The following is a 21,056-nucleotide window of genomic DNA, read 5'->3' on the forward strand; positions in this document are numbered from 1 at the left end:
CGATGGGCGCCCCCACGGGCGCCGGCGGGCACTAGTGGGCGGTGTCGGCGATGTGCTGGGTGCCGATCCGCTTGCGGAACACCCAGTAGGTCCAGCCCTGGTAGAGCAGCACCAGCGGCGTGGCGATCGCCGCGCACCAGGTCATGATCTTCAGGGTGTACGGGCTGGAGGCCGCGTTGCTCACGGTCAGGCTCCAGTCCGGGTTCAGCGAGGACGGCATGACGTTCGGGAAGAGCGTCAGGAACAGCATGGCCACGGCGGAGGCGATCGTCACACCCGACAGGGCGAACGACCATCCCTCCCGCCCGGCGCGGATCGCACCCACGGCCCCGGCGAGCGCCACGACGGCGACGGCCATCGCGACCAGGCTCGTCCCGTCGCCCCGCGAGACCTGCGTCCACGCCAGGAAGCCGACGGCGAGTGCGGCCGTGACCAGGCCGAGCCCGAACGCCAGCTTCCGGGCCCGCTCCCGGATGTCGCCCACGGTCTTCAGAGCGGCGAACACCGCACCGTGGAAGGTGAACAGGGTGAGCGTGACGAGCCCGCCGAGCAGCGCGTACGGGTTGAGGAGGTCGAGGAGGGTGCCGGCGTACTCCTTGGACGCGTCGATCTTCACGCCCCGCACGATGTTGCCGAAGGCCACGCCCCACAGCACGGCCGGGATGAGGGAGGTCCAGAAGATGGCCCGCTCCCAGTTCTCCTGCCAGCGCGGCTCCGGGCGCTTGGCCCGGTACTCGAAGGCGACGCCCCGCACGATCAGGCAGAGCAGGATCACGAGCAGCGGCAGGTAGAAACCGGAGAACAGGGTGGCGTACCAGTCGGGGAAGGCGGCGAAGGTGGCGCCGCCGGCGGTCAGCAGCCACACCTCGTTGCCGTCCCAGACGGGGCCGATGGTGTTGATGAGGACCCGCTTCTCGGCCCGGTCACGGGCGAGCAGCCTGGTCAGGACGCCGATCCCGAAGTCGAAGCCTTCGAGGAAGAAGTAGCCGATCCAGAGGACAGCGATCAGTACGAACCAGATGGTGGGGAGTTCCATGCCTCAGCTCCGCTTCCGTCAGTACGAGAAGGCCATGGGCCGGTCGGCGTCGTCACGGTCGTGGCCGCCGATCCGGGTGGGCGGGTTGAGGTCGGCCTCGGTCAGCTCGGGCGGGCCGGCCTTGACGTACTTCACGAGCAGCTTGACCTCGATCACGGCGAGGATCGCGTACAGCAGCGTGAAGGCGGTCATCGAGATGAGGACCTCGGCCTGGGAGACACCGGGGGAGACCGCGTCGGCGGTGCGCAGCACGCCGTAGACCACCCATGGCTGACGGCCCGTCTCGGTGAAGATCCAGCCCCAGGAGTTGGCGATCAGTGGGAAGGCGAGCGTCCACAGGGCGACCCACCAGTACAGCCTGGTCAGCTTCGGGCTGAGCGGCTTCCTGAGGAGGACGAGGTGCGGCACCTCGTCCTCGTCGTCTGCCGCCCGTCGCACCGCCGCAGGCAGCAGGAACTTCCTGCGGGTCAGCCACAGCCCGAGCAGGCCGAGGGAGAAGGAGGCCATGCCGAAGCCGATCATCCAGCGGAAGGACCAGTAGGCGACGGGGATGTTGGGCCGGTAGTCGCCGGGGCCGTACTTCTCCTGCTCGGCCTTGTTGGTGTCGTTGATGCCGGGGACGTACGAGTCGAAGTCGCCGTTGGCGAGGAACGACAGCAGGCCGGGGATCTCTATGGCGACCTTGTTGTGCCCCTTGTCGACGTCGCCGTACGCGAAGACGGAGAAGGGGGCCGGGCCCTCGCCGTCCCAGAGGGCTTCGGCGGCGGCCATCTTCATGGGCTGCTGCTTGTACATCACCTTGGCGAGCAGGTCGCCGCTGACGGCGGTGAGCATTCCGGCGATCACGACGGTGACGAGGCCGAGCCGTAGCGAGCTCTTCATCACCGGGACGTGCTTCTTGCGGGCCAGGTGGTACGCGGCGATGCCGACCATGAAGGCGCCACCGGTGAGGAAGGCCGCGGACATGGTGTGGAAGACCTGGGTGAGCGTGGTGTTCTGGGTGAGGACCGCCCAGAAGTCGGTGAGCTCGGCGCGGCCGTTCTCCTCGTTGATCCGGTAGCCGACCGGGTGCTGCATCCAGGAGTTGGCCGCCAGGATGAAGTAGGCGGACAGGACGGTGCCGATCGAGACCATCCAGATGCAGGCGAGGTGGATCCGCTTCGGGAGCTTGTCCCAGCCGAAGATCCACAGACCGATGAACGTGGACTCGAAGAAGAAGGCGATCAGCGCTTCGAAGGCGAGGGGTGCTCCGAAGACGTCACCGACGAACCGTGAGTAGTCCGACCAGTTCATACCGAACTGGAACTCCTGCACGATGCCGGTGACGACACCCATCGCGATGTTGATCAGGAAGAGCTTTCCCCAGAACTTGGTCGCCCTGAGGTACTTCTCCTTACCGGTCCGCACCCAGGCCGTCTGGAGACCGGCGGTCAGTGCGGCGAGCGAGATGGTCAGCGGGACGAAGAGGAAGTGGTAGACGGTGGTGATACCGAACTGCCACCGCGCCAGCGTCTCTGGCGCCAGAGCCAGGTCCACGACAGCTTCTCCTTACGGCCTGGTGCAGCCCGCCGGTTCCGGTGGATCTTGGGAGGAACCATCCGGAACCTGGCGAGCTTGTGAATGCGTTCACAATCACAAGCTATTATGACTCACACGAAATCCGCAGCTCGATCCGGGGGTCCCCCTTCCGCTGAACTTCAACATCTTGTTGAATTCGCGGCATGCAGATCCACATCTCCTGGCCCGCAGGGCACACGACCGCGACCATCGAAGAAACGCCCACGAGCAAGGCGCTCGCAGGGGTTCTCCCGATCACCTCCACCGCCCGGACCTGGGGCGAAGAGGTCTACTTCGACACACCCGTCTCCACCGCGCCGGAGCCGGACGCCCGGCAGGTGGTGGAGCCGGGCACGGTGGCCTTCTGGACGGAGGGGGACGCGCTGGCGCTGCCGTACGGCCCGACCCCCATCTCGCGCGGCGACGAGTGCCGCCTGGCCAGCCCGTGCAACATCCTCGGCAGCCTCGACGACGACCCGCGCGTCCTGGCCACGGTCCGCGACGGCGACCCGATCCGGGTCGAACTCGTCACGGACTGACGCTCGCACGCGGGCCTCGGTCCGGCCGCCCGGCCGCCCCGCCTGCCGCTCAGTCGTTCAGACGTGTCAGACGTGTCAGACGTGTCCACGTGTTAGACGTTCAGACCTTCAGAACTTCTCCTTGAAGAACGTCTCGGCGGTCCGCAGGAACAGATCGTTCGCCTCGGCCTCGCCGATCGACACCCTGACCCCCTCGCCGGGGAACGGCCGGACCACCACACCGGCCTTCTCACAGGCGGCCGCGAACTCCACGGTCCGCTCCCCCAGCCCCAGCCACACGAAGTTGGCCTGGGTCTCGGGCACCGTCCAGCCCTGGGCGGTCAGCCCGTCGTACACCCGCGTGCGCTCGCACACCAGCGAGCCGACGCGGCCCAGCAGCTCGTCCTCCGCGCGCAGCGAGGCCACCGCCGCGTCCTGCGCCAGCTGGCTCACCCCGAACGGCACCGCCGTCTTCCGCAGCGCGGCCGCCACCGGCTCGTGCGCGATCGCGAACCCGACGCGCAGGCCGGCGAGACCGTACGCCTTGGAGAAGGTCCGCAGCACGGCCACGTTCGGCCGGTCCCGGTAGATCTCGATGCCGTTCGGCACCCCACTGTCCCGGATGAACTCGATGTACGCCTCGTCGAGCACGACCAGGACGTCGGACGGCACCCGGTCCAGGAAGCGCTCGAGCTCGGCCCGGCGCACCACCGTGCCCGTCGGGTTGTTCGGGTTGCAGACGAAAATCAGCCGCGTGCGGTCGGTGATCGCCTCGGCCATCGCGTCCAGGTCGTGCACCGCGCCGGCGGTCAGCGGCACCTTCACCGCGGCCGCACCGCTGATCTGCGTGATGATCGGGTACGCCTCGAAGGAGCGCCAGGCGAACATGACCTCGTCACCGGGCCCGGCCGTGGACTGCACCAGCGACTGGGCGATGCCCACCGAGCCGGTGCCGGTCGCCAGATGCGTCACGGGCACCCCGAACCGCTCGGCCAGCTCGTTCATCAGACCGGTGCAGGCCATGTCCGGGTACCGGTTGAAGCCGTGCGCCGCGGCCAGCGCGCTCTCCAGGACGCCGGGCAGCGGCGGGTAAGGGTTCTCGTTGGAGGACAGCTTGTACGCGATGGGGCCGTCGGCGGCGGCCGGCTTGCCCGGCTTGTACGTGGGGATGTCGTCCAGCACGGCGCGCAGCTTGGGGCTGGTCTCGCTCACTGTGGTCCTCCTCGACCGTATGTACCACCGATACTGCACACCTTATGAGGATTCCGCGCTCCTGCGAATGGCCGACCGGTCCTGGGAGGGGGGAGCGCGACACGGGAGGGCGCGCGCCGGTGGCCTGCGCCGTGGCGCGCATCCCCCGTAGAGGTGAGTTGCGGACTCTTCGAAACCACGTCCAGCGGCCCGTCCCCCGAGCGCGAACAACCCGCGGCCGACCCCGAGAACCGCCAAGTTCCTTGGGATTCCCTACGGTTGACGTGTCGCGACCATGCAGAAACGTGCCTGTCAACGAGTGAATATGCGACCGTCCCAACCGCCTCCGCTGCCCCTACTATCGGCACGCCATGACAGCAGCAGGGAAGCACCAGGTGAGCCGGGCACAGACCCGGGGCAGCCGGCAGGGGCGCGCGGGCATCCGGGACGTGGCCGCCGCGGCCGGCGTCTCCATCACGACTGTCTCCGACGCGCTCAACGGCAAAGGCCGGCTCCCGGACGCCACGCGCCGCCACGTCCGCGAGGTCGCCGACCGGCTGGGCTACCGGCCGTCCGCCGCCGCCCGCACGCTCCGTACCGGCAAGTCAGGACTCATCGGCCTGACCGTGACGACGTACGGGGATGAACCTTTCACCTTCACCGAATTCGCGTACTTCGCGGAGATGGCCAGAGCCGCCACCTCCGCCGCGCTCGCCCGCGGCTACGCCCTCGTGATCCTCCCCGCGACCTCGCGCCGCAGCCCCGCCGACGTCTGGTCGAACGTCGCCCTCGACGGCACCGTCGTCATCGACCCGTCCGACCACGACCCGGTCGTGACCGAACTCGTCCGTCAGGGCCTGCCCGTCGTCTCCGACGGACGCCCCGCCGGGACGCTGCCGGTCACCGCCTGGGTCGACAACGACCACGAAGCCGCTGTCCTCGGACTGCTCGACCACCTCGCCGCCGCGGGCGCCCGCCGCATCGGGCTGCTCACCGGCACCACCACCGACACCTATACGCGGCTGTCCACCACCGCGTACCTCAACTGGTGCGAACGCGTCGGCCAGGACCCGGTGTACGAGTCGTACCCGGCCCACGACCCGTGCGCGGGCGCGGTCGCCGCCGACCGGCTGCTCGCGCGCCCCGACCGGCCCGACGCCGTGTACGGCCTGTTCGACCCGAACGGTACGGACCTGCTGGCGGCGGCGCGGCGGTACGGGCTGCGCGTCCCGGACGACCTGCTGCTCGTGTGCTGCAGCGAGTCCACCGTGTACGCCACGACCGAGCCGCCGATCACCACGCTGTCGCTGAAGCCGCGGCGGATCGGCACGGCGGTCGTGCAGCTGCTGATCGACGCGATCGAGGGCATCGACAGCGACCGGCCGCTCGAGCAGGTGATACCGACGGAGTTGATCATCCGGACGTCGTCGCAGCGCAGGCCGCCGCGTACGACGGTCAGCCCGCCCCGCTCACCGCGCCAGGACTGATCCCCGTACACCACCAGGCCAGACCTTCCCAATTGGGGCGAAACAACCCGGTGAACCAGGCGTGCATCCTGATTCACCACCCCTGGTGCGTCACACAGCACAAGCCTCATTCCTATGATGGGCGCACGACACCGCGGGCCGCCCCGACCAGGCCGGTCCGCGAGGTGTAGGGCGTCGCGACGGTGGTGGAGGGGTCGATGACACAGGGGGCCGGTCAGGGACCCGTGGTGCGGACGGCGACGTTGCGCGACTTCCGCGTACCTCCGTACGCCCAGGTGCCCGTGCAGGGTCACTCGGCACCTCCGCAGCCTCAGGTGCCTCCGCAGGCTCAGCCGCCTGAGGCAGCGCAGGCGCCTCAGGAGCAGCCGCCGAGCGCCGGGCACCCCGGCAACGTCGTGCCCGAGGGCGAGTACCCCGACGGGTACACGCCCACCGCGCGGGACCTCCCGGTGATCAACCGGGGCGACACGCTCCAAGTCGCCGTCACCCCGCCGCCCGCCACCGCGCCCGCCGGCGCCGGGCAGCCGGGCCACACCCCCGGCCCGCTGTACGTGGTCGGTGACGTCCACGGCTACCTCGACGAACTCGTCGCGGCCCTGCGCGAACAGGGCCTCATCGACGCCGAGGGACACTGGGCCGCCGGCAACACCCGCCTCTGGTTCCTCGGCGACTTCACGGACCGGGGCCCCGACGGCATCGGCGTCATCGACCTCGTCATGCGCCTGTCCGCCGAGGCCGCGGCCGCGGGCGGCTACTGCAAGGCCCTGATGGGCAATCACGAGCTCCTGCTGCTCGGCGCCAAGCGGTTCGGGGACACACCCGTCAACTCGGGCGCCGGCACGGCCACCTTCCAGGCGGCCTGGCTGCTCAACGGCGGCCAGAAGAGCGACATGGACCGCCTCCAGGACGTCCACATCCAGTGGATGTCCCGCCTCGACGCGATCGTCGAGCAGGACGGCCACCTCCTGCTGCACTCCGACACCACCGCGTACCTCGACTACGGCGACACCATCGAGGACGTCAACGACACCGTCCACGAGATCCTCACCCGCAACGACGCCGACGAGTGCTGGGACCTGTTCCGCAAGTTCACCAAGCGGTTCGCGTTCCGCGACGAGGGCGGCTCCCACGCCGTACGGGAACTGCTCGCGGCGTACGGCGGGCAGCGCGTCGTCCACGGGCACAGCCCCATCCCGTACCTGCTCGGCGAGGTGGGCACCGAGGACGGCGGCGCCGGCGAGAGCGCGGGCCCCACGGTCGAGGGGCCGCACGTGTACGCGGACGGGCTGGCCATCGCCATGGACGGCGGAGTGACCATGGCCGGAAAACTGCTGGTCGTCCGGCTTCCGCTGCATAACTGAGAGCAGTCGGGGCAGGCGAATTCCGGAAACCCTCTGTCACCCCTCGCTGTAACGGCTCTACCATCGGCGTGCCCAACTGCCGTTTCTACGCGGGCCTCCAGGCCCCACGGGAGTATCGGGGGATCGCACATGAAGAAGGCTCCGCATCTGCTGCCGGAGGACCGTGCCGACTACGAGCGGCTGCTCGACGAGACGCTGCGGAACGCGTCCGAGCGCCCGGATCTGGCCGGGATCGGACAGCGCCTCAACTCCGAACAGCTGCGCACCATGGCACTGGACGCCTCGGCGCTGATCAGCGCGGCCGCAGCGACCGAGTACGACCACTTCGTGCGGGTGCGCGAGGAGCACCGCAGACCGACGGGCGTGTCCGTCATGGCATCGGTTTTGGGCGGACCGGGCGACGAGACCACACCCGGTGCGGGCTTCGGCGTCGTCGTCACCGTCCTGGCGCCGATCCTGGCGGGCACGGCGGCGGTCATCTTCCTACTCGTGGGGTACGTGCTGAAAATGCTGGACCCGCCGCCGGACTTCGCGGAGCCGCTCCTGGCCGCCGGCTGGTTCTTCGCCGCCGTCACGGCGGCCGGGCTGCTGGCCGCCACAGCGGGAATCCTGGTCACGGCCCTGCGGAACCGCTCCACCGAGGTGCCCGCCCCGGATGAACCGGGCGGTGACCTGCCCGACGAGATATCCCGCGCCCGAGAGGCCTGGCGCCACGCCCTCCTGGAACGCGGCATCCTCCCTTTCCTCCGCGAAGCCCTCACCGAACCGGGCACCCCGGCGCCCTCACCGGAGCCCCTCGACCGCCTCCCCCGCCCAGGCTTCACCAGCCCGGACCTGACGGGCCCCGAACCCCGCAGCGACTGAGGACGCGAAAGGCCCCGACTCGTACGAAGGCCGTGCTCCGGACCGTCCCCAGGGGACCGCCCGGAGCAGGGACCGACGGGGGTTCCTGGCGGGCGGTCCCTCCGTCGGCCCTCAGCCCTCGGCCGGCCCTCAGTCCGCGAGCGGCAGGTACACCCGGTTCCCGCTCTCCGCGAACTCCTTCGACTTCTCCGCCATCCCGGCCTCGATCTCGTCCCGCTTCAGATCGCCGCCGTGCTCCCGACGGATGTCCTGCGAGATCTTCATGGAGCAGAACTTCGGCCCGCACATCGAGCAGAAGTGCGCCGTCTTCGCCGGCTCCGCGGGCAGCGTCTCGTCGTGGAACTCCCGTGCCGTGTCCGGGTCCAGGGCCAGGTTGAACTGGTCATCCCAGCGGAACTCGAACCGCGCGTCCGACAGGGCGTCGTCCCACTCCTGGGCGCCCGGGTGCCCCTTGGCGACATCCGCAGCGTGCGCCGCGATCTTGTATGTGATGACACCCGTCTTCACGTCGTCGCGGTTCGGCAGGCCCAGGTGCTCCTTGGGCGTGACGTAGCAGAGCATCGCCGTACCCCACCACGCGATCATCGCCGCGCCGATACCGGACGTGATGTGGTCGTACGCCGGGGCGACGTCCGTCGTCAGCGGGCCGAGCGTGTAGAACGGCGCCTCCTCGCAGATCTCCTGCTGGAGGTCGATGTTCTCCTTGATCTTGTGCATCGGGACATGTCCCGGGCCTTCGATCATGGTCTGGACGTTGTGCCGCTTGGCGATCGTGTTCAGCTCGCCGAGCGTCTTCAGCTCGGCGAACTGCGCCTCGTCGTTGGCGTCCGCGATCGACCCCGGCCGCAGGCCGTCGCCCAGCGAGTACGTGACGTCGTACTGCGCCAGGATCTCGCAGAGCTCCTCGAAGTGCGTGTAGAGGAAGCTCTCCTTGTGGTGCGCCAGACACCACGCGGCCATGATCGACCCACCGCGCGACACGATGCCGGTCTTGCGGCGCGCCGTCAGCGGCACGTACCGGAGCAGCACGCCCGCGTGCACGGTCATGTAGTCGACGCCCTGCTCGGCCTGCTCGATGACCGTGTCCTTGTAGATCTCCCAGGTCAGCTCCTCGGCCTTCCCGTCGACCTTCTCCAGCGCCTGGTACAGCGGCACGGTGCCGATGGGCACCGGCGAGTTCCGCAGCACCCACTCACGCGTGGTGTGGATGTTGCGGCCCGTGGACAGATCCATGACCGTGTCCGCGCCCCAGCGGGTCGCCCAGGTCATCTTCTCCACCTCCTCCTCGATGGAGGAGGTGACCGCGGAGTTGCCGATGTTGGCGTTGACCTTCACCAGGAACCTCTTGCCGATGATCATCGGCTCGATCTCCGGGTGGTTGACGTTGGCCGGAAGCACGGCCCGCCCCGCCGCGATCTCCTCGCGTACGACCTCCGGGGATACGTTCTCGCGGATCGCGACGAACTCCATCTCCGGCGTGATCTCACCACGGCGGGCATACGCGAGCTGGGTCACCGCCTGCCCGTCACGGCCCCGCCGCGGCTGCCGCGGCCGGCCCGGGAAGACGGCGTCGAGGTTGCGCAGGCCGCCCCGCGGCGAGGTGTGCTTGATGCCGTCGTCCTCGGGGCGTACCGGCCGCCCCGCGTACTCCTCGGTGTCGCCGCGGCCGATGATCCAGTTCTCGCGCAGGGGCGTCAGCCCACGGCGTACGTCGGTCTCGACATTCGGATCGGTGTACGGCCCGGACGTGTCGTACAGCGTGACGTCCTTGCCGTTGGTGAGGTGCACCTTCCGGACCGGCACCCGGAGGTCGGGGCGCGAACCCTCGACATATCCCTTGTGCCAGCCGATGGACTTCCCGCTCTCCTCGGTGCTGGAGGCAGGCGTGCGTGCGTCCTGAACGGTCATCCTGACCTACTCCCTACGCCGGCATTACCCGGTAACAGGTTCGGCGGTCGGCGCAGCGGCTCCCGTCGGTCGGCGATGTTTCACGTGAAACCGTGAAACACGCGAAGACGAGATCAGCGCCCTCTCAGCCCGGTGCTCCGAGCTCCCGCGTGTGCAAAGGTGTCACCACGCTAGCGTCCTTCCGGCCATGCTGAACAGGGGGCCCCTGGCGTTCTTGCGATGATCGGTCGGTGACTTCCTTGCCTCAGCACCCGGAACACGGTCCCGAGAAGGGTCCCGAGCACGGCTCCGCGCCAGGTCCGGGACACCGTCCGGAGCACGACGTCCTCGGGCACGTCCACGCGCACAGCCATGGGCCGGCCGCGCCCGTCTCCAAGCATCTGCGCAAGGTCATCGCCGCGGTACTGATTCCTTTCGCCACCGCGGTCCTCGTCGGTCTGACCGTGCTCTGGCCGGGCGGCGCCCCGGCGCACGAGCGCACCGGCGTCGGCTTCGACCGGCAGACCGAGCAGGGCAAGGTCGTCGAGGTCGAGCGGGTCGACTGCAAGGACGTGAACGCCGCCCAGGTTCCGCCGACGGGCGACACCAGCACCCCGCAGGGACGCGAGGCGGTCAACGCCCAGCAAGGACAGTGCAAACGCGTGACGATCGAGGTCACGACCGGTCCCCACACGGGCCGGAAGTTCACGGAGATCGTTCAGCCGGACGCCCCTCGGCAGCTGGAACAGGACCAGGGCGTGATCGTGGCATACGCGCCGGACGCCCCGGAGGAACTCCAGTACTCGGTCACGGACGTCAACCGGAAGTTCCCGCTGGTGCTGCTGGCCGGGCTGTTCGCGCTCGCGGTGGTCGCCGTGGGACGACTGCGCGGCGTCATGGCCCTGGCGGCCCTGGGCACCAGCTTCATCTTCCTGACGTTCTTCATCCTGCCGGCCATCCTGCAGGGCTCGAACCCGCTGATCGTGGCGGTGGTCGGGGCAAGCGCCATCATGCTGATCGCGCTGTATCTGAGCCATGGACTCAGCGCGCGGACATCCGTGGCCGTGCTCGGCACGCTGATCTCACTGCTGCTGATCGGCCTGCTGGGCTCGCTGTTCATCGGCTGGGCCCGGCTGACCGGCAACACGGACGACTACACGGGCCTGATCCACGGGCTGTACCCGAGTATCGACATGTCCGGTCTGCTGCTGGCCGGCGTCATCATCGGATCGCTCGGTGTGCTCGACGATGTCACGGTGACACAGACGTCCGCCGTATGGGAGCTGCACCAGGCGGATCCACGGATGGGGCCGCGCGCTCTGTACAGGGCGGGCATCCGGATCGGCCGCGATCACATCGCGTCCGTCGTGAACACGCTGGTCCTGGCGTACGCGGGTGCGGCACTGCCGCTGCTGCTGCTCTTCTCGATCGCCGAGAGCAGCGTGGGAACGGTCGCCAACAGCGAGCTGGTGGCGCAGGAGATCGTACGGACACTGGTCGGCTCGATCGGCCTGGTGGCGTCCGTGCCGGTGACGACGGGCCTCGCGGCGCTGGTCGTCTCGGCGGACCGGCCGGCGGCGGGCCCCTCAGGAGCGGGCGCGCCGACGGCGCGGACGGGGCGCGGCCGGCGGCGCAAGCGGTAACGGTGCCTGGCCCTCCGGGCCTCCGGGCTGCCGGTGCGCCGGGGGCGATGCCCCGGGGAAATGGGCCGCCGAGGTGCCGTGCCCCGGGCCCCCCGCCCCGGGGCCCGGGGCGCGGTCGTTCAGCCGGCGTTCTCCGCCAGGATGCGGCCCAGCGCCTCGTCCAGGTCGTCGTCGAAGTCGCCCAGCGTGCTCTCCTGCCCGAGCGGCACCAGCCTGTCCGTACGGTCGAGGAACGCGACGAGCGGCGGTGCGCTGGCCCGGAACACCGCCTGGTCGACGCCGACACGCAACCGGATGCTGACGTCCGAGAGCTCGTCGGGGCACGCCGGCTCGATCCGTACATCACCTTCGCCCGCCGGCTCGTTGATCCCGTCCACGAGCAGCTCCCTGCCGAACGTCCATGTCACCGGGGCATCGCCGGGCAGATGGAACGTCATCCGGACCGCGAACGGGTCCCTCGTCTCGTACCCGAGCTCGACCGGAATCCTGAAGGAGAGCTCCTCCGAGACGACGAAGCTCATCAGGACCTCGGCCTGAACCGACTCGCGCATCATGTACCCCGCTGTAGCTGAATGTCGTGAAGCAGTTCTGTACGCAGTGGTGATGAAAACGGCCAGGAATGATCCCTCCTGGCCCTCTTGGCGCAATCGTCCTGCACGGGCTGGCAGATCACAAGGAGTGATTTTTCAGATACTGATAGAGAAGGCGAAGGAACTCAGCAGCTTGCCGATCTCACTCCGCAGCTGTTCGACCGCGGGCAGCAGTCGCTCCTCCTGGTGGAGGGGCACGGAAATGGCCATCGCCGCAGCTCCAGAGCCTGCGGTGATCGGGATGGCGGCACAGACCGTGCCCAGTGCGTACTCCTGGCGTTCGACGAACGGCAGCGTCGGCTGCGAACGGCTGAGCTTCTCGAGCAACGTGTGACGGTCACGCACCGTGTACGGCGTGAGGGCCTCGACCGGGTGACGGTCGAGGTGGTCCTGGCGGGATCGTTCGTCGAGCTGGCTCAGCAGACACTGGCCGATCGCATGCGCGTGGCCGGTCTCGCGGAAGTCCGCCCACGCGTCGACGGCGGGCTTGGCCGGGGTGTCGGAGACCGCGACCACCTCGATCTCGCCGTCCCGGTAGACGGCGAAGTAGACGGGCACGCCGATGGCGTCCCGCCAGTGCGCCAGCGAGCCCTCGATCTTGCTGCGACGATTCTGCGCTCCTCCGGCGGCTCCCAGCCGCTTGGCCGCCTCGCCGAGGACGAACACCCCTTTGTCGCGCAGCAGATAGCCCTCGTGCGTGAGGGTGCGCAGCAGGTGGTAGGCGGTGGGCAGCGGCAGCCCGGTCTCACGCGCGAGCTGCTTGGCCGGGGCGCCGCCGGCGTGGGAACCCACGGCCTCCAGAAGTCTGAGCGCCCGCTGCACCGAGCCGATCAGGGTTGGGGCAGTGGAAGTCGAAGCCATGACCGAAGGTCACCCCCAGGGCATGTCCCTTGATTCCAAGGGCCGTAGAAGCCCTGCCACTCTAATGGCAGCCTCCATCCGGGGGTGAGCCCTGCCGGGGCCGTTCCCCCAAGCGGGCTAACGGCGCGCCGGCGTCACCAGTCGGAGCGCGACGACGAAGACGACGAGGACGAAGACGACGCCCCGCTGAACCTCCGTACGACGTAGATCAGTCCACCGACGAGTGCGACGAAGACGAGCACCTTGAACAGCAGACCGATCACGAAGAAGACCGCGGTCGCGATCATTCCGCCGAAGACGGCCACGGCGATGACGGGTATGGCCACCCACTTCACCCACCACGGCAACCCCGCGAGAAGTTCCTTTACCGCCATGGCCCTGCCCTCATTCCTTGAGACGTCGTCCTTCGGCCCGTTCAGGGCTCCTGGCCTCCGATGCTAGGGCGGGCGGCGGGCGCCGCGGGGGCTCCGTATCCCTCGAACTCCCCTGAACCGACCCCTAGGGAGATCAGGGCGGGCGGTCAGCTCCCGGGCGGAGAGAACACCACCATGACCCGCAGGTCCTCGGTGATGTGGTGGAACTTGTGCGGCACCCCGGCGGGCACGTAGACGACGCTGCCCCGCCCCACCTGCCGCGTCTCGGTGCCGACCGTGATCGAGGCGCGGCCGCTGACGACGAAGTAGACCTCGTCCTCCTTGTGCGGCTGCTGCGGGTCCAGCTCGCCGGCGTTCAGCGCGTACAGGCCGACCGACATGTTGCGTTCCCGGAGAAACCGCAGATACGCACCGTTGTTGGCGATGCGCTCCGCCTCCAGTTCGTCCAGCCGGAATGCTTTCATCGCCCGTACGCCCCTGCCTTGGTCCGATCTCGTCTGCCACGATCAGACACATGATGAATTTCGTAGTCAAGACGCTCGCGAACGCAGGCGCCCTGGCCGTGGCGATCTGGTTGCTGGAGAACATCACCCTGACCGGGGAGAGCACCGCCAAGAAGGCGTGGACCCTGCTCCTGGTGGCCCTGGTGTTCGGTGTCGTGAACTTCCTCGTCAAGCCGGTCGTGAAGATCCTCACACTGCCGCTGTTCGTGCTGACACTCGGCCTGTTCACGCTGATCGTCAACGCCCTGATGCTGCTGCTGACCTCGTGGCTCGCCGACAAGCTGGACCTCAGCTTCCACGTCGAGGGCTTCTGGACCGCGGTGCTCGGCGGCCTGATCATCTCGGTCGTGTCGTGGGCGCTGAACGTCGTCCTGCCCGACGGCCGGGACTGACGATGGCCGAGCACTGGGGCGACGGCACCCGGGCCGTACGGGCCGGGCTGCCCGAGCCGGTGAAGTACGAGCCGGCGCTCCCGGGCCCGGTCTTCGCCGCGCACTACCACCTGCCCGGTGACCCGACCGGGCCCTACACGTACGGGAGGGACGAGAACCCGACCTGGACGCACCTGGAACGGGCCGTGGGCGAACTGGAGGCGCCGGGCGACGCCGGTGCGCGGACCGTGGTGTTCGCGTCGGGCATGGCCGCCGTCTCGTCGGTGCTGTTCTCACAGCTCCGGGCCGGTGACGTGGCCGTGCTCCCGGACGACGGCTACCAGGCGCTGCCGCTGGTGCGCGAGCAGCTGGAGGCGTACGGGATCGAGGTGCGCACCGCGCCGACCGGCGGCGACGCCCAGCTGGCCGTCCTGGACGGCGCGAAGCTGCTGTGGCTGGAGACGCCGTCGAACCCGGGCCTAGACGTGTGCGACATCCGGCGGCTGGTGGCCGCCGCGCACGCCGGGGGCACGCTGGTCGCGGTCGACAACACGCTGGCCACGCCGCTGGGCCAGCGGCCGCTGGAGCTGGGCGCCGACTTCTCGGTGGCCAGCGACACCAAGGGCATGACCGGGCACGGCGACATCCTGCTCGGCCATGTGACCTGCCGCGACGCGGCCCTCGCGGCTGCCGTCCGGCGCTGGCGCAAGATCACCGGGGCGATCCCGGGGCCCATGGAGGCCTGGCTGGCGCACCGTTCGCTGGCCACGCTCCAGCTGCGGGTGGAGCGGCAGTGCGCCAACGCCCTGGTGCTGGCCGATGCCCTGGCGGGGCGCGACGACGTGACGCGGCTGCGCCACCCGGGGCTGCCGGGCGACCCGTCGCACAAGGTCGCGGCGGGCCAGATGCGGCGTTTCGGCTCCGTCGTGTCGTTCGTGCTGGCGGACCGGGAGCAGGCCGAGCGGTTCCTGGACGCACTGCGGCTGGTGGACGACGCGACGAGCTTCGGTGGCGTGCGGTCGACGGCGGAGCGGCGCGGGCGCTGGGGCGGGGACGCGGTGCCCGAGGGCTTCATCCGCTTCTCGGTCGGCGCGGAGGACCCCGACGACCTGGTGGCCGACGTGCTGCGCGCCCTCGACGCGGCTGCGGGGCGCTAGCCGGCATACGCAGAACGGACGGTCCGAGCCTCCCCCCTCGTGGCTCGGACCGTCCTGCTTGTGTGCCCGAAGCCCGCCTGAACCAGGCTAGTTGACTCTACGTCAGTGTCCAATCACGCTAGCGACAGCGACCTATCGACATATTTATAGTTGTACGGCCTTGGGGGAGGGTGACGGCGAGAGGAGCGGGGGGAGGGAGGCGCATGGATCTGCACCTGCTGCGGACCTTCGTCACGGTGCACCGAGCCGGCTCCTTCACTCGTGCCGCCGCCCTCCTGGGCCTCTCGCAGCCCGCCGTGACCAGCCAGATCCGTACGCTGGAGCGGCAGCTCGGGCGTCCGCTGTTCCTGCGCCGGGCCCGCGGTGTCACCCCGACGACCGTCGGCGACGAGCTCGCGCACCGGGCCGCCCCCCACCTGGACGCCCTGGTCGAGATCACCGAGACCGGACTGCACGGGCGCGTCGGCGCCCGGACGCTGCACGTGGCGGGCCCGCCCGAGTTCGTGTCGCTGCGGGCGTTACCGGCGCTGACGCCGCTCCTCTCCGAGGGGCTCACGCTCCGGACGTCGCTGTTCGGCGCGGCGGAGGAGAGCCTGGACGGGCTCGCCGCGGGCCGTCACGACCTGGCCGTCGCCACGGCCAGGCCCCGGGGCGGGCTGCTCACCGCGACGCCGCTGTGCGACGAGGAGCACGTCCTGGTGGCCGCGCCGCGCTGGGCCGCGCGGCTGGCGCCGGACGTGCTGCTCGCGGAGGGCGCCGTGGTGCTGGACCAGTTGCCGGTGGTCGAGGTGCACGAGTCGCTGCCGTTCGTGGCGCGCTACTGGGCGGCCGTCTTCGAGTCGAAGCCCGCCGCCGCCGGCACGGTGGTCGTACCGGACCTGCGGGCGGTCCTGGAGTCCGCCGTCTCGGGCGCCGGCCTGGCGGTGCTGCCGCGCTATCTGTGCGAGGCGGCCCTCGCCGACGGCCGTCTGGTGGCGCTGCTCGACCCGCCCGTACCGCCGTTGCGGACGTACTTCCTGGTCGTACGCACCGGCACCCTGGCCCTGTCGCACATCGCGCGGGCCCACGACACCCTGCTGCGGGCCGCGGCCGGCTGGTGACGGGGAGTGGCAGGGCCTTCCGGGGTGTTTCAGACCGTGCGGCGCGGGCCATTTTCATGCCATGACCGAACGTCCAGTGGTCAAGCGCACCGCTCGTGCCATTCTGCTCGACGGGGACGACCTCATCCTGATCAAGCGGACCAAGCCGGGAATGGATCCCTACTGGCTCACGCCGGGCGGCGGGGTCGAACCGGGTGACGCGACCGTGGTCGACGCCCTGCACCGGGAGGTCCACGAGGAACTCGGCGCCAAGATCACCGACGTGGTGCCGTGCTTCGTCGACACCGTCGAGCACATCGAGAACGGCGGTGTCTCCGGGGTCAAGGTGCAGCACTTCTTCGTCTGCCACCTGGAGTCCATGGACCTGTCGCGGCGGCACGGGCCCGAGGTGGACGAGCCGGTCGGCGAGTACGAAGTCGTCCGGGTGCCGTTCAGCCGGGTCGGGATCGCCGGGGTGCACCTGGTCCCGCTGTCGCTGCGGCACTACCTCGACGGGAACATCGAGGGCGTACGGGCCATGCACGCGCCCGACCTCGGCTGAGTGCCGCCCCCGTCGTCTCAGCCCGCGGTGGCGGCGATTTCGTCCAGCGAGTCGTGGCGTTTGCGCTCGGACGGGACGCCGACGCCCCGCAGCGCGTGCACACCGCTCCGTATCATCCCGGGCGGCCCCGACAGATACGCGTCGTACTCGTTCCAGGGGCCGAACTCCCGTACCGCGTCCGGCAGCTTCGTACGGCCGTCTATCACGGCCCGCACCTCCAGCCATGGATGCGCCTGGCGCAGCCGCAGCAGGGTGTCGATGTCGTAGAGAGCCTGGTCGGTCCGCGCGCCGTAGAACACCTCGATGAAGCGCCGCCCGCCATGCCCCACGACATCCTCGACCAGGGCCTTGATGGGGGTGATCCCGGTGCCGCCACCGGCGCAGAGCAGCCCGCTGTCGGGCTGTGATCGACGGTCATCGACCCGGCCGGCGGCCCGAGGCGCAGCACGTCGCCGGGGCGGGCACGGTGGACCAGGGCGTTGAAGACCCAGCCGACGGGAACCGCCTTGACGTGGAAGCTCAGCAGGCCGTCGGGGCGCGGCGCGGACGCGAACGAGTAGTGCCGCCAGACCCGCGCCACCACGGGGGCTGCTCCGGCGGTCACGCTGACGTACGCCGAGGCTAGTAGACGGGGTTACTCCCGCTGTCAGACGCGGGCAGGTGCGCGGGCGCGGCACGGTGTTTCACGTGAAACCTCTCAAGCGTCCCGTTCGCCGGGCTCTCCTTGTCTTCCACGTCGCGGTGTCAGTGAGCTGGCTGGGGCTCTCGCTGGGGCTGCTGGCGCTCGGTGTCACCGCCTACACCACCGCCGACACCTCGCTCACGGAGGCCGCGTACCGCGCCATGAAGGTCTTCGCCGACTGGCTGCTGCTGCCCATCGCGCTGGCCACTCTGGTGAGCGGCCTGGTGCTGTCGCTGGGTACGCCCTGGGGGCTGGCCCGGCACCGCTGGGTGTGGACGAAGTTCTGGCTCACCCTGGCCACCGCCACGGCGACGGTCTTCGCGCTGCGCCCGGAGATCGCGCACGCTGCGGGCGCCGGCGTTCCCGACAGCAGTCTGGTGGCGGCCCCCTTGGTGTCCACCAGCGCCTACCTCTTCATGACGGTCGTCTCGGTGCTCAAGCCGTGGGGACTGACGCGCCGCGGCCGTCGGCTGCGGAAGCAGGGGCACCCGGCCGCCGGGGCCCGGCGGAGCCGGTAGTGTCCGCGGCATGAGCGATCTTGAGATACGGCGCGCGGCAGCCGAGGACATTCCCGCGATCGTGGCGATGCTCGCCGACGACCCGCTGGGCGCCCAGCGGGAGTCGCCCGACGACCTCACTCCGTACCGGGACGCCTTCGCACGCGTGGCCGTCGACCGGAACCAGCACCTGGTCGTCGCCGTCCGGGACAGCGAGGTCATCGGCACCCTGCACCTGACGATCATTCCGGGGCTGTCCCGGCGTGGCGCCACCCGCTCCCTCATCGAGGCCGTACGCGTCCACGCCGACGCGCGCGGCAGCGGCCTGGGCACCCAGCTGATCCGATGGGCCGTCGAGGAATCCCGCCGCCAGAACTGCCAGTTGGTCCAGCTCACATCCGACGCCTCACGCACGGACGCTCACCGCTTCTATGAGCGCCTCGGCTTCGCCGCCTCACATGTGGGCTTCAAGATGGCGCTCTGACGATGATGTTCTGACGGCGTTTCACGTGAAACGTTCCCGGTCACTGGGCTGTGGCGAGCAGGTGAACGGCGAGCGCCACGATCAAGGTGCTGGACGTAAGGGCGGTCACGAGCCTGCCGCGGCCACTCGTCAGCGTCCTCCCGAGCAACGCGCCACCCCCGGCGAGCATCACCTGCCAACTGGCGGACGCCACAAAGGCTGCGGCCACGAACACCGACCTCTCCGGGGCGCTCGTATCACCCAGCGCCCGGCTGCCCAGCACCAGCGCGGCGAAGTAGACGATGGTCATGGGGTTCATCACGGTGATGCCCAGGAACGCCAGATAGGCCCGGACCGGTCCCAGGGCCTCGCCCTCACCGGCCCCGTCGGCGGCCCCGCTCGCGCCGTGCCGGCTCCGGTACCGCTTCAGCGCCGTGGCCCCGCTCCGTACCGCCAAGGTGACGAGCACCAGGGCGGCGAGCCACCGCAGCGGCACCATCACGGGCTGGAGGACCGGCACGAGAGCCGCTCCGCCCGCCGCCGCGACCAGCGCGTACAGGCCGTCGGCCGTCGCGACCCCGAGCGCGGCGCAGACCCCCACTTTCAGGGAGGTCCGCGCGGTCAGCGCCACCAGATACGCGGCGACGGCCCCCACCGGAACGGCGATGCCGTACCCGGCGAGCAGCCCCGCGACCAGCGCGGCGGTCACGGGTGCAGAGGTGTCGGCCTCCGCCGGGCCACCGGCTGCTGCTGGCGCCCGCGCGGAGGTGCGGCGCGGAACGGCAGATGCGGGATGGCTTCGGTCGTCGTCATACGGGCATCCTGCGGAGGCCGTGCCTCCGCAGGCAACTCATTTAGGTCTGGGCCATGTCGACGAAGCGGGAGTAGTGGCCCTGGAAGGCGACGGTGATGGTCGCCGTCGGGCCGTTACGGTGCTTCGCCACGATCAGGTCGGCCTCGCCGGCGCGCGGGGACTCCTTCTCGTAGGCGTCCTCGCGGTGCAGCAGGATCACCATGTCCGCGTCCTGCTCGATCGAGCCCGACTCACGCAGGTCCGACACCATGGGCTTCTTGTCGGTCCGCTGCTCGGGGCCACGGTTCAGCTGCGAGAGAGCGATCACCGGGAGCTCCAGCTCCTTCGCCAGCAGCTTGAGGTTTCGCGACATGTCCGAGACCTCCTGCTGACGGCTCTCGGCGCGCCGTGAGCCACCGGACTGCATCAGCTGGAGGTAGTCGATGACGACCAGCTTCAGGTTGTTGCGCTGCTTCAGCCGCCGGCACTTCGCCCGGATCTCCATCATCGACAGGTTCGGCGAGTCGTCGATGTAGAGCGGCGCCTGCGACACATCCGGCATGCGCCGGGCCAGCCGCGTCCAGTCCTCGTCGGTCATCGTCCCTGATCGCATGTGGTGCAGGGCGACCCGCGCCTCCGCCGACAGCAGACGCATCGCGATCTCGTTGCGGCCCATTTCGAGGGAGAAGATCACGCTGGGCAGGTTGTTCTTGATCGAGCAGGCGCGGGCGAAGTCCAGCGCGAGCGTGGACTTGCCCATGGCGGGACGCGCCGCGATGACGATCATCTGGCCCGGATGAAGGCCGTTCGTGAGGGAGTCGAAGTCCGTAAAGCCCGTGGGGACACCGGTCATCTCGCCGCTGCGCGAGCCGATCGCCTCGATCTCGTCGAGCGCGCCCTCCATGATGTCGCTCAGCGGGAGGTAGTCCTCACTGGTGCGCTGCTCGGTGACGGCATAGATCTCCGCCTGCGCCGAGTTCACGATCTCGTCCACGTCGCCGTCGGCGGCGTATCCCATCTGCGTGATCTTGGTGCCGGCCTCCACGAGCCGGCGCAGCACGGCCCGCTCGTGCACGATCTCCGCGTAGTACGAGGCGTTGGCGGCCGTCGGCACGGACTGGACGAGCGTGTGCAGGTACGACGCGCCGCCGACCCGGGTGATCTCACCACGCTTGGTCAGCTCGGCGCCCACCGTGATGGGGTCGGCGGGCTCGCCCTTGGCGTAGAGATCGAGGATCGCCTGGTAGATCGTCTCGTGCGCGGGCCGGTAGAAGTCATGGCCCTTGATGATCTCCACGACGTCCGCGATGGCGTCCTTGGAGAGCAACATGCCGCCGAGCACCGACTGCTCGGCGTCGAGGTCCTGGGGAGGTACGCGTTCGAAGCCCGCAGCCCCGCTGTCCCAGGGACCGCCGTCGCTGCCCCGCTCATGCTGCTCGTCGCGGCCCCGGCCTCGGCCGCCGCGCGCACCACCTCGGCCGTCTCCTTCGCGGTCGTCGCCGCGTCGGCGGGAGGCGGGAAGACGGTCGCTCGGACCGCTCTCGGTCCAGGGTTCGTCCAAGGGCTCGGGGATACTCACC

General features: G+C 69.8%; 21 protein-coding genes, 1 pseudogene and 1 riboswitch. Of the genes and pseudogenes, 11 read left to right on the forward strand and 11 right to left on the reverse strand.

Annotation, left to right across the window (positions count from 1 at the left end):
* Window positions 1-31: 31 nt before the first annotated feature.
* Together cydB and HTZ82_RS22705 are read right to left on the reverse strand one after the other, a co-directional pair.
* On the reverse strand, window positions 32-1,036 hold the full coding sequence (cydB, locus tag HTZ82_RS22700) for a cytochrome d ubiquinol oxidase subunit II (protein WP_175411299.1): 1,005 nt from the start codon (window positions 1,034-1,036) through the stop codon (window positions 32-34).
* An 18-nt stretch (window positions 1,037-1,054) separates the two neighbouring features.
* Window positions 1,055-2,572: a cytochrome ubiquinol oxidase subunit I gene (locus HTZ82_RS22705; RefSeq protein WP_175411300.1), complete on the reverse strand. Its 1,518-nt coding sequence runs from the start codon at window positions 2,570-2,572 to the stop codon at window positions 1,055-1,057.
* 185 nt (window positions 2,573-2,757) lie between these two features.
* Between HTZ82_RS22705 and HTZ82_RS22710 the strand changes: the two genes are divergently transcribed.
* On the forward strand, window positions 2,758-3,132 hold the full coding sequence (locus HTZ82_RS22710; protein WP_175411301.1) for a cyclophilin-like fold protein: 375 nt from the start codon (window positions 2,758-2,760) through the stop codon (window positions 3,130-3,132).
* A gap of 108 nt (window positions 3,133-3,240) precedes the next feature.
* Here HTZ82_RS22710 and hisC read toward each other — a convergent pair whose 3' ends face one another.
* On the reverse strand, window positions 3,241-4,323 hold the full coding sequence (gene hisC / locus HTZ82_RS22715) for a histidinol-phosphate transaminase (RefSeq protein WP_175411302.1): 1,083 nt from the start codon (window positions 4,321-4,323) through the stop codon (window positions 3,241-3,243).
* Between the two features lie 350 nt (window positions 4,324-4,673).
* Here hisC and HTZ82_RS22720 point away from each other — a divergent pair, with 350 nt between their 5' ends.
* The 3 genes from HTZ82_RS22720 (at window position 4,674) to HTZ82_RS22730 (ending at window position 8,014) form a co-directional block, all read left to right on the forward strand.
* A complete protein-coding gene (locus HTZ82_RS22720) occupies window positions 4,674-5,789 on the forward strand; it encodes a LacI family DNA-binding transcriptional regulator (protein WP_175411303.1) in 1,116 nt (371 codons plus the stop codon).
* 182 nt (window positions 5,790-5,971) lie between these two features.
* Window positions 5,972-7,150: a metallophosphoesterase gene (locus tag HTZ82_RS22725; protein ID WP_375540851.1), complete on the forward strand. Its 1,179-nt coding sequence runs from the start codon at window positions 5,972-5,974 to the stop codon at window positions 7,148-7,150.
* Between the two features lie 129 nt (window positions 7,151-7,279).
* Complete coding sequence (locus HTZ82_RS22730; RefSeq protein ID WP_175411305.1) at window positions 7,280-8,014, forward strand: hypothetical protein; 735 nt, start codon at window positions 7,280-7,282, stop codon at window positions 8,012-8,014.
* A 129-nt stretch (window positions 8,015-8,143) separates the two neighbouring features.
* On the opposite strand, the gene thiC is transcribed toward HTZ82_RS22730, so the two are convergent.
* Window positions 8,144-9,922, reverse strand: coding sequence for a phosphomethylpyrimidine synthase ThiC (gene thiC, locus HTZ82_RS22735; RefSeq protein ID WP_217624458.1), 1,779 nt, complete (start codon window positions 9,920-9,922; stop codon window positions 8,144-8,146).
* Window positions 9,916-10,081, reverse strand: a riboswitch (TPP riboswitch). It overlaps the preceding gene by 7 nt.
* A 71-nt stretch (window positions 10,082-10,152) precedes the next feature.
* Between thiC and HTZ82_RS22740 the strand changes: the two genes are divergently transcribed.
* Complete coding sequence (locus HTZ82_RS22740; protein ID WP_175411306.1) at window positions 10,153-11,544, forward strand: YibE/F family protein; 1,392 nt, start codon at window positions 10,153-10,155, stop codon at window positions 11,542-11,544.
* A gap of 119 nt (window positions 11,545-11,663) precedes the next feature.
* Here HTZ82_RS22740 and HTZ82_RS22745 read toward each other — a convergent pair whose 3' ends face one another.
* The 4 genes from HTZ82_RS22745 to HTZ82_RS22760 all read right to left on the reverse strand — a co-directional run bounded on the left by HTZ82_RS22745 (window position 11,664) and on the right by HTZ82_RS22760 (window position 13,833).
* On the reverse strand, window positions 11,664-12,095 hold the full coding sequence (locus HTZ82_RS22745; RefSeq protein WP_175411379.1) for an SsgA family sporulation/cell division regulator: 432 nt from the start codon (window positions 12,093-12,095) through the stop codon (window positions 11,664-11,666).
* Window positions 12,096-12,230: 135 nt separating this feature from the next.
* On the reverse strand, window positions 12,231-12,995 hold the full coding sequence (locus HTZ82_RS22750) for an IclR family transcriptional regulator (RefSeq protein ID WP_175411307.1): 765 nt from the start codon (window positions 12,993-12,995) through the stop codon (window positions 12,231-12,233).
* 134 nt (window positions 12,996-13,129) lie between these two features.
* A complete protein-coding gene (locus HTZ82_RS22755; RefSeq protein WP_175411308.1) occupies window positions 13,130-13,369 on the reverse strand; it encodes a DUF5326 family protein in 240 nt (79 codons plus the stop codon).
* 146 nt (window positions 13,370-13,515) lie between these two features.
* Window positions 13,516-13,833, reverse strand: a complete 318-nt coding sequence (locus HTZ82_RS22760) for a cupin domain-containing protein (protein WP_175411309.1) — start codon at window positions 13,831-13,833, stop codon at window positions 13,516-13,518.
* Window positions 13,834-13,883: 50 nt separating this feature from the next.
* On the opposite strand from HTZ82_RS22760, the gene HTZ82_RS22765 reads away from it, so the two are divergent.
* The 4 genes from HTZ82_RS22765 to HTZ82_RS22780 all read left to right on the forward strand — a co-directional run bounded on the left by HTZ82_RS22765 (window position 13,884) and on the right by HTZ82_RS22780 (window position 17,041).
* Window positions 13,884-14,264 carry a phage holin family protein gene (locus HTZ82_RS22765; RefSeq protein WP_175411310.1) on the forward strand — a complete coding sequence of 127 codons (381 nt, stop codon included), beginning with the start codon at window positions 13,884-13,886 and terminating at the stop codon, window positions 14,262-14,264.
* Between the two features lie 2 nt (window positions 14,265-14,266).
* The gene (locus tag HTZ82_RS22770; RefSeq protein WP_175411311.1) at window positions 14,267-15,400 is read left to right on the forward strand and encodes a cystathionine gamma-lyase; all 1,134 of its coding nucleotides are present in this window, start codon (window positions 14,267-14,269) and stop codon (window positions 15,398-15,400) included.
* Window positions 15,401-15,603: 203 nt separating this feature from the next.
* On the forward strand, window positions 15,604-16,500 hold the full coding sequence (locus HTZ82_RS22775) for a LysR family transcriptional regulator (RefSeq protein WP_175411312.1): 897 nt from the start codon (window positions 15,604-15,606) through the stop codon (window positions 16,498-16,500).
* A 61-nt stretch (window positions 16,501-16,561) separates the two neighbouring features.
* A complete protein-coding gene (locus HTZ82_RS22780) occupies window positions 16,562-17,041 on the forward strand; it encodes an NUDIX domain-containing protein (RefSeq protein ID WP_175411313.1) in 480 nt (159 codons plus the stop codon).
* A gap of 17 nt (window positions 17,042-17,058) precedes the next feature.
* On the opposite strand, the pseudogene HTZ82_RS22785 reads toward HTZ82_RS22780, so the two are convergent.
* Window positions 17,059-17,632 (reverse strand): annotated as a pseudogene (locus tag HTZ82_RS22785) (FAD-binding oxidoreductase); the annotation flags it as partial.
* 96 nt (window positions 17,633-17,728) lie between these two features.
* Between HTZ82_RS22785 and HTZ82_RS22790 the strand changes: the two are divergent.
* On the forward strand, window positions 17,729-18,241 hold the full coding sequence (locus HTZ82_RS22790) for a DUF2269 domain-containing protein (RefSeq protein WP_175411314.1): 513 nt from the start codon (window positions 17,729-17,731) through the stop codon (window positions 18,239-18,241).
* A gap of 10 nt (window positions 18,242-18,251) precedes the next feature.
* Window positions 18,252-18,704 carry a GNAT family N-acetyltransferase gene (locus HTZ82_RS22795; protein ID WP_175411315.1) on the forward strand — a complete coding sequence of 151 codons (453 nt, stop codon included), beginning with the start codon at window positions 18,252-18,254 and terminating at the stop codon, window positions 18,702-18,704.
* Between the two features lie 40 nt (window positions 18,705-18,744).
* Here HTZ82_RS22795 and HTZ82_RS22800 read toward each other — a convergent pair whose 3' ends face one another.
* Both HTZ82_RS22800 and dnaB read right to left on the reverse strand, forming a co-directional pair.
* The gene (locus HTZ82_RS22800) at window positions 18,745-19,392 is read right to left on the reverse strand and encodes a LysE family transporter (protein WP_175411316.1); all 648 of its coding nucleotides are present in this window, start codon (window positions 19,390-19,392) and stop codon (window positions 18,745-18,747) included.
* 145 nt (window positions 19,393-19,537) lie between these two features.
* On the reverse strand, window positions 19,538-21,055 hold the full coding sequence (gene dnaB, locus HTZ82_RS22805; protein WP_175411317.1) for a replicative DNA helicase: 1,518 nt from the start codon (window positions 21,053-21,055) through the stop codon (window positions 19,538-19,540).
* Window position 21,056 lies beyond the last annotated feature (1 nt).

This window comes from Streptomyces sp. TRM64462 (assembly GCF_013362995.1).
Taxonomy (GTDB): domain Bacteria; phylum Actinomycetota; class Actinomycetes; order Streptomycetales; family Streptomycetaceae; genus Streptomyces.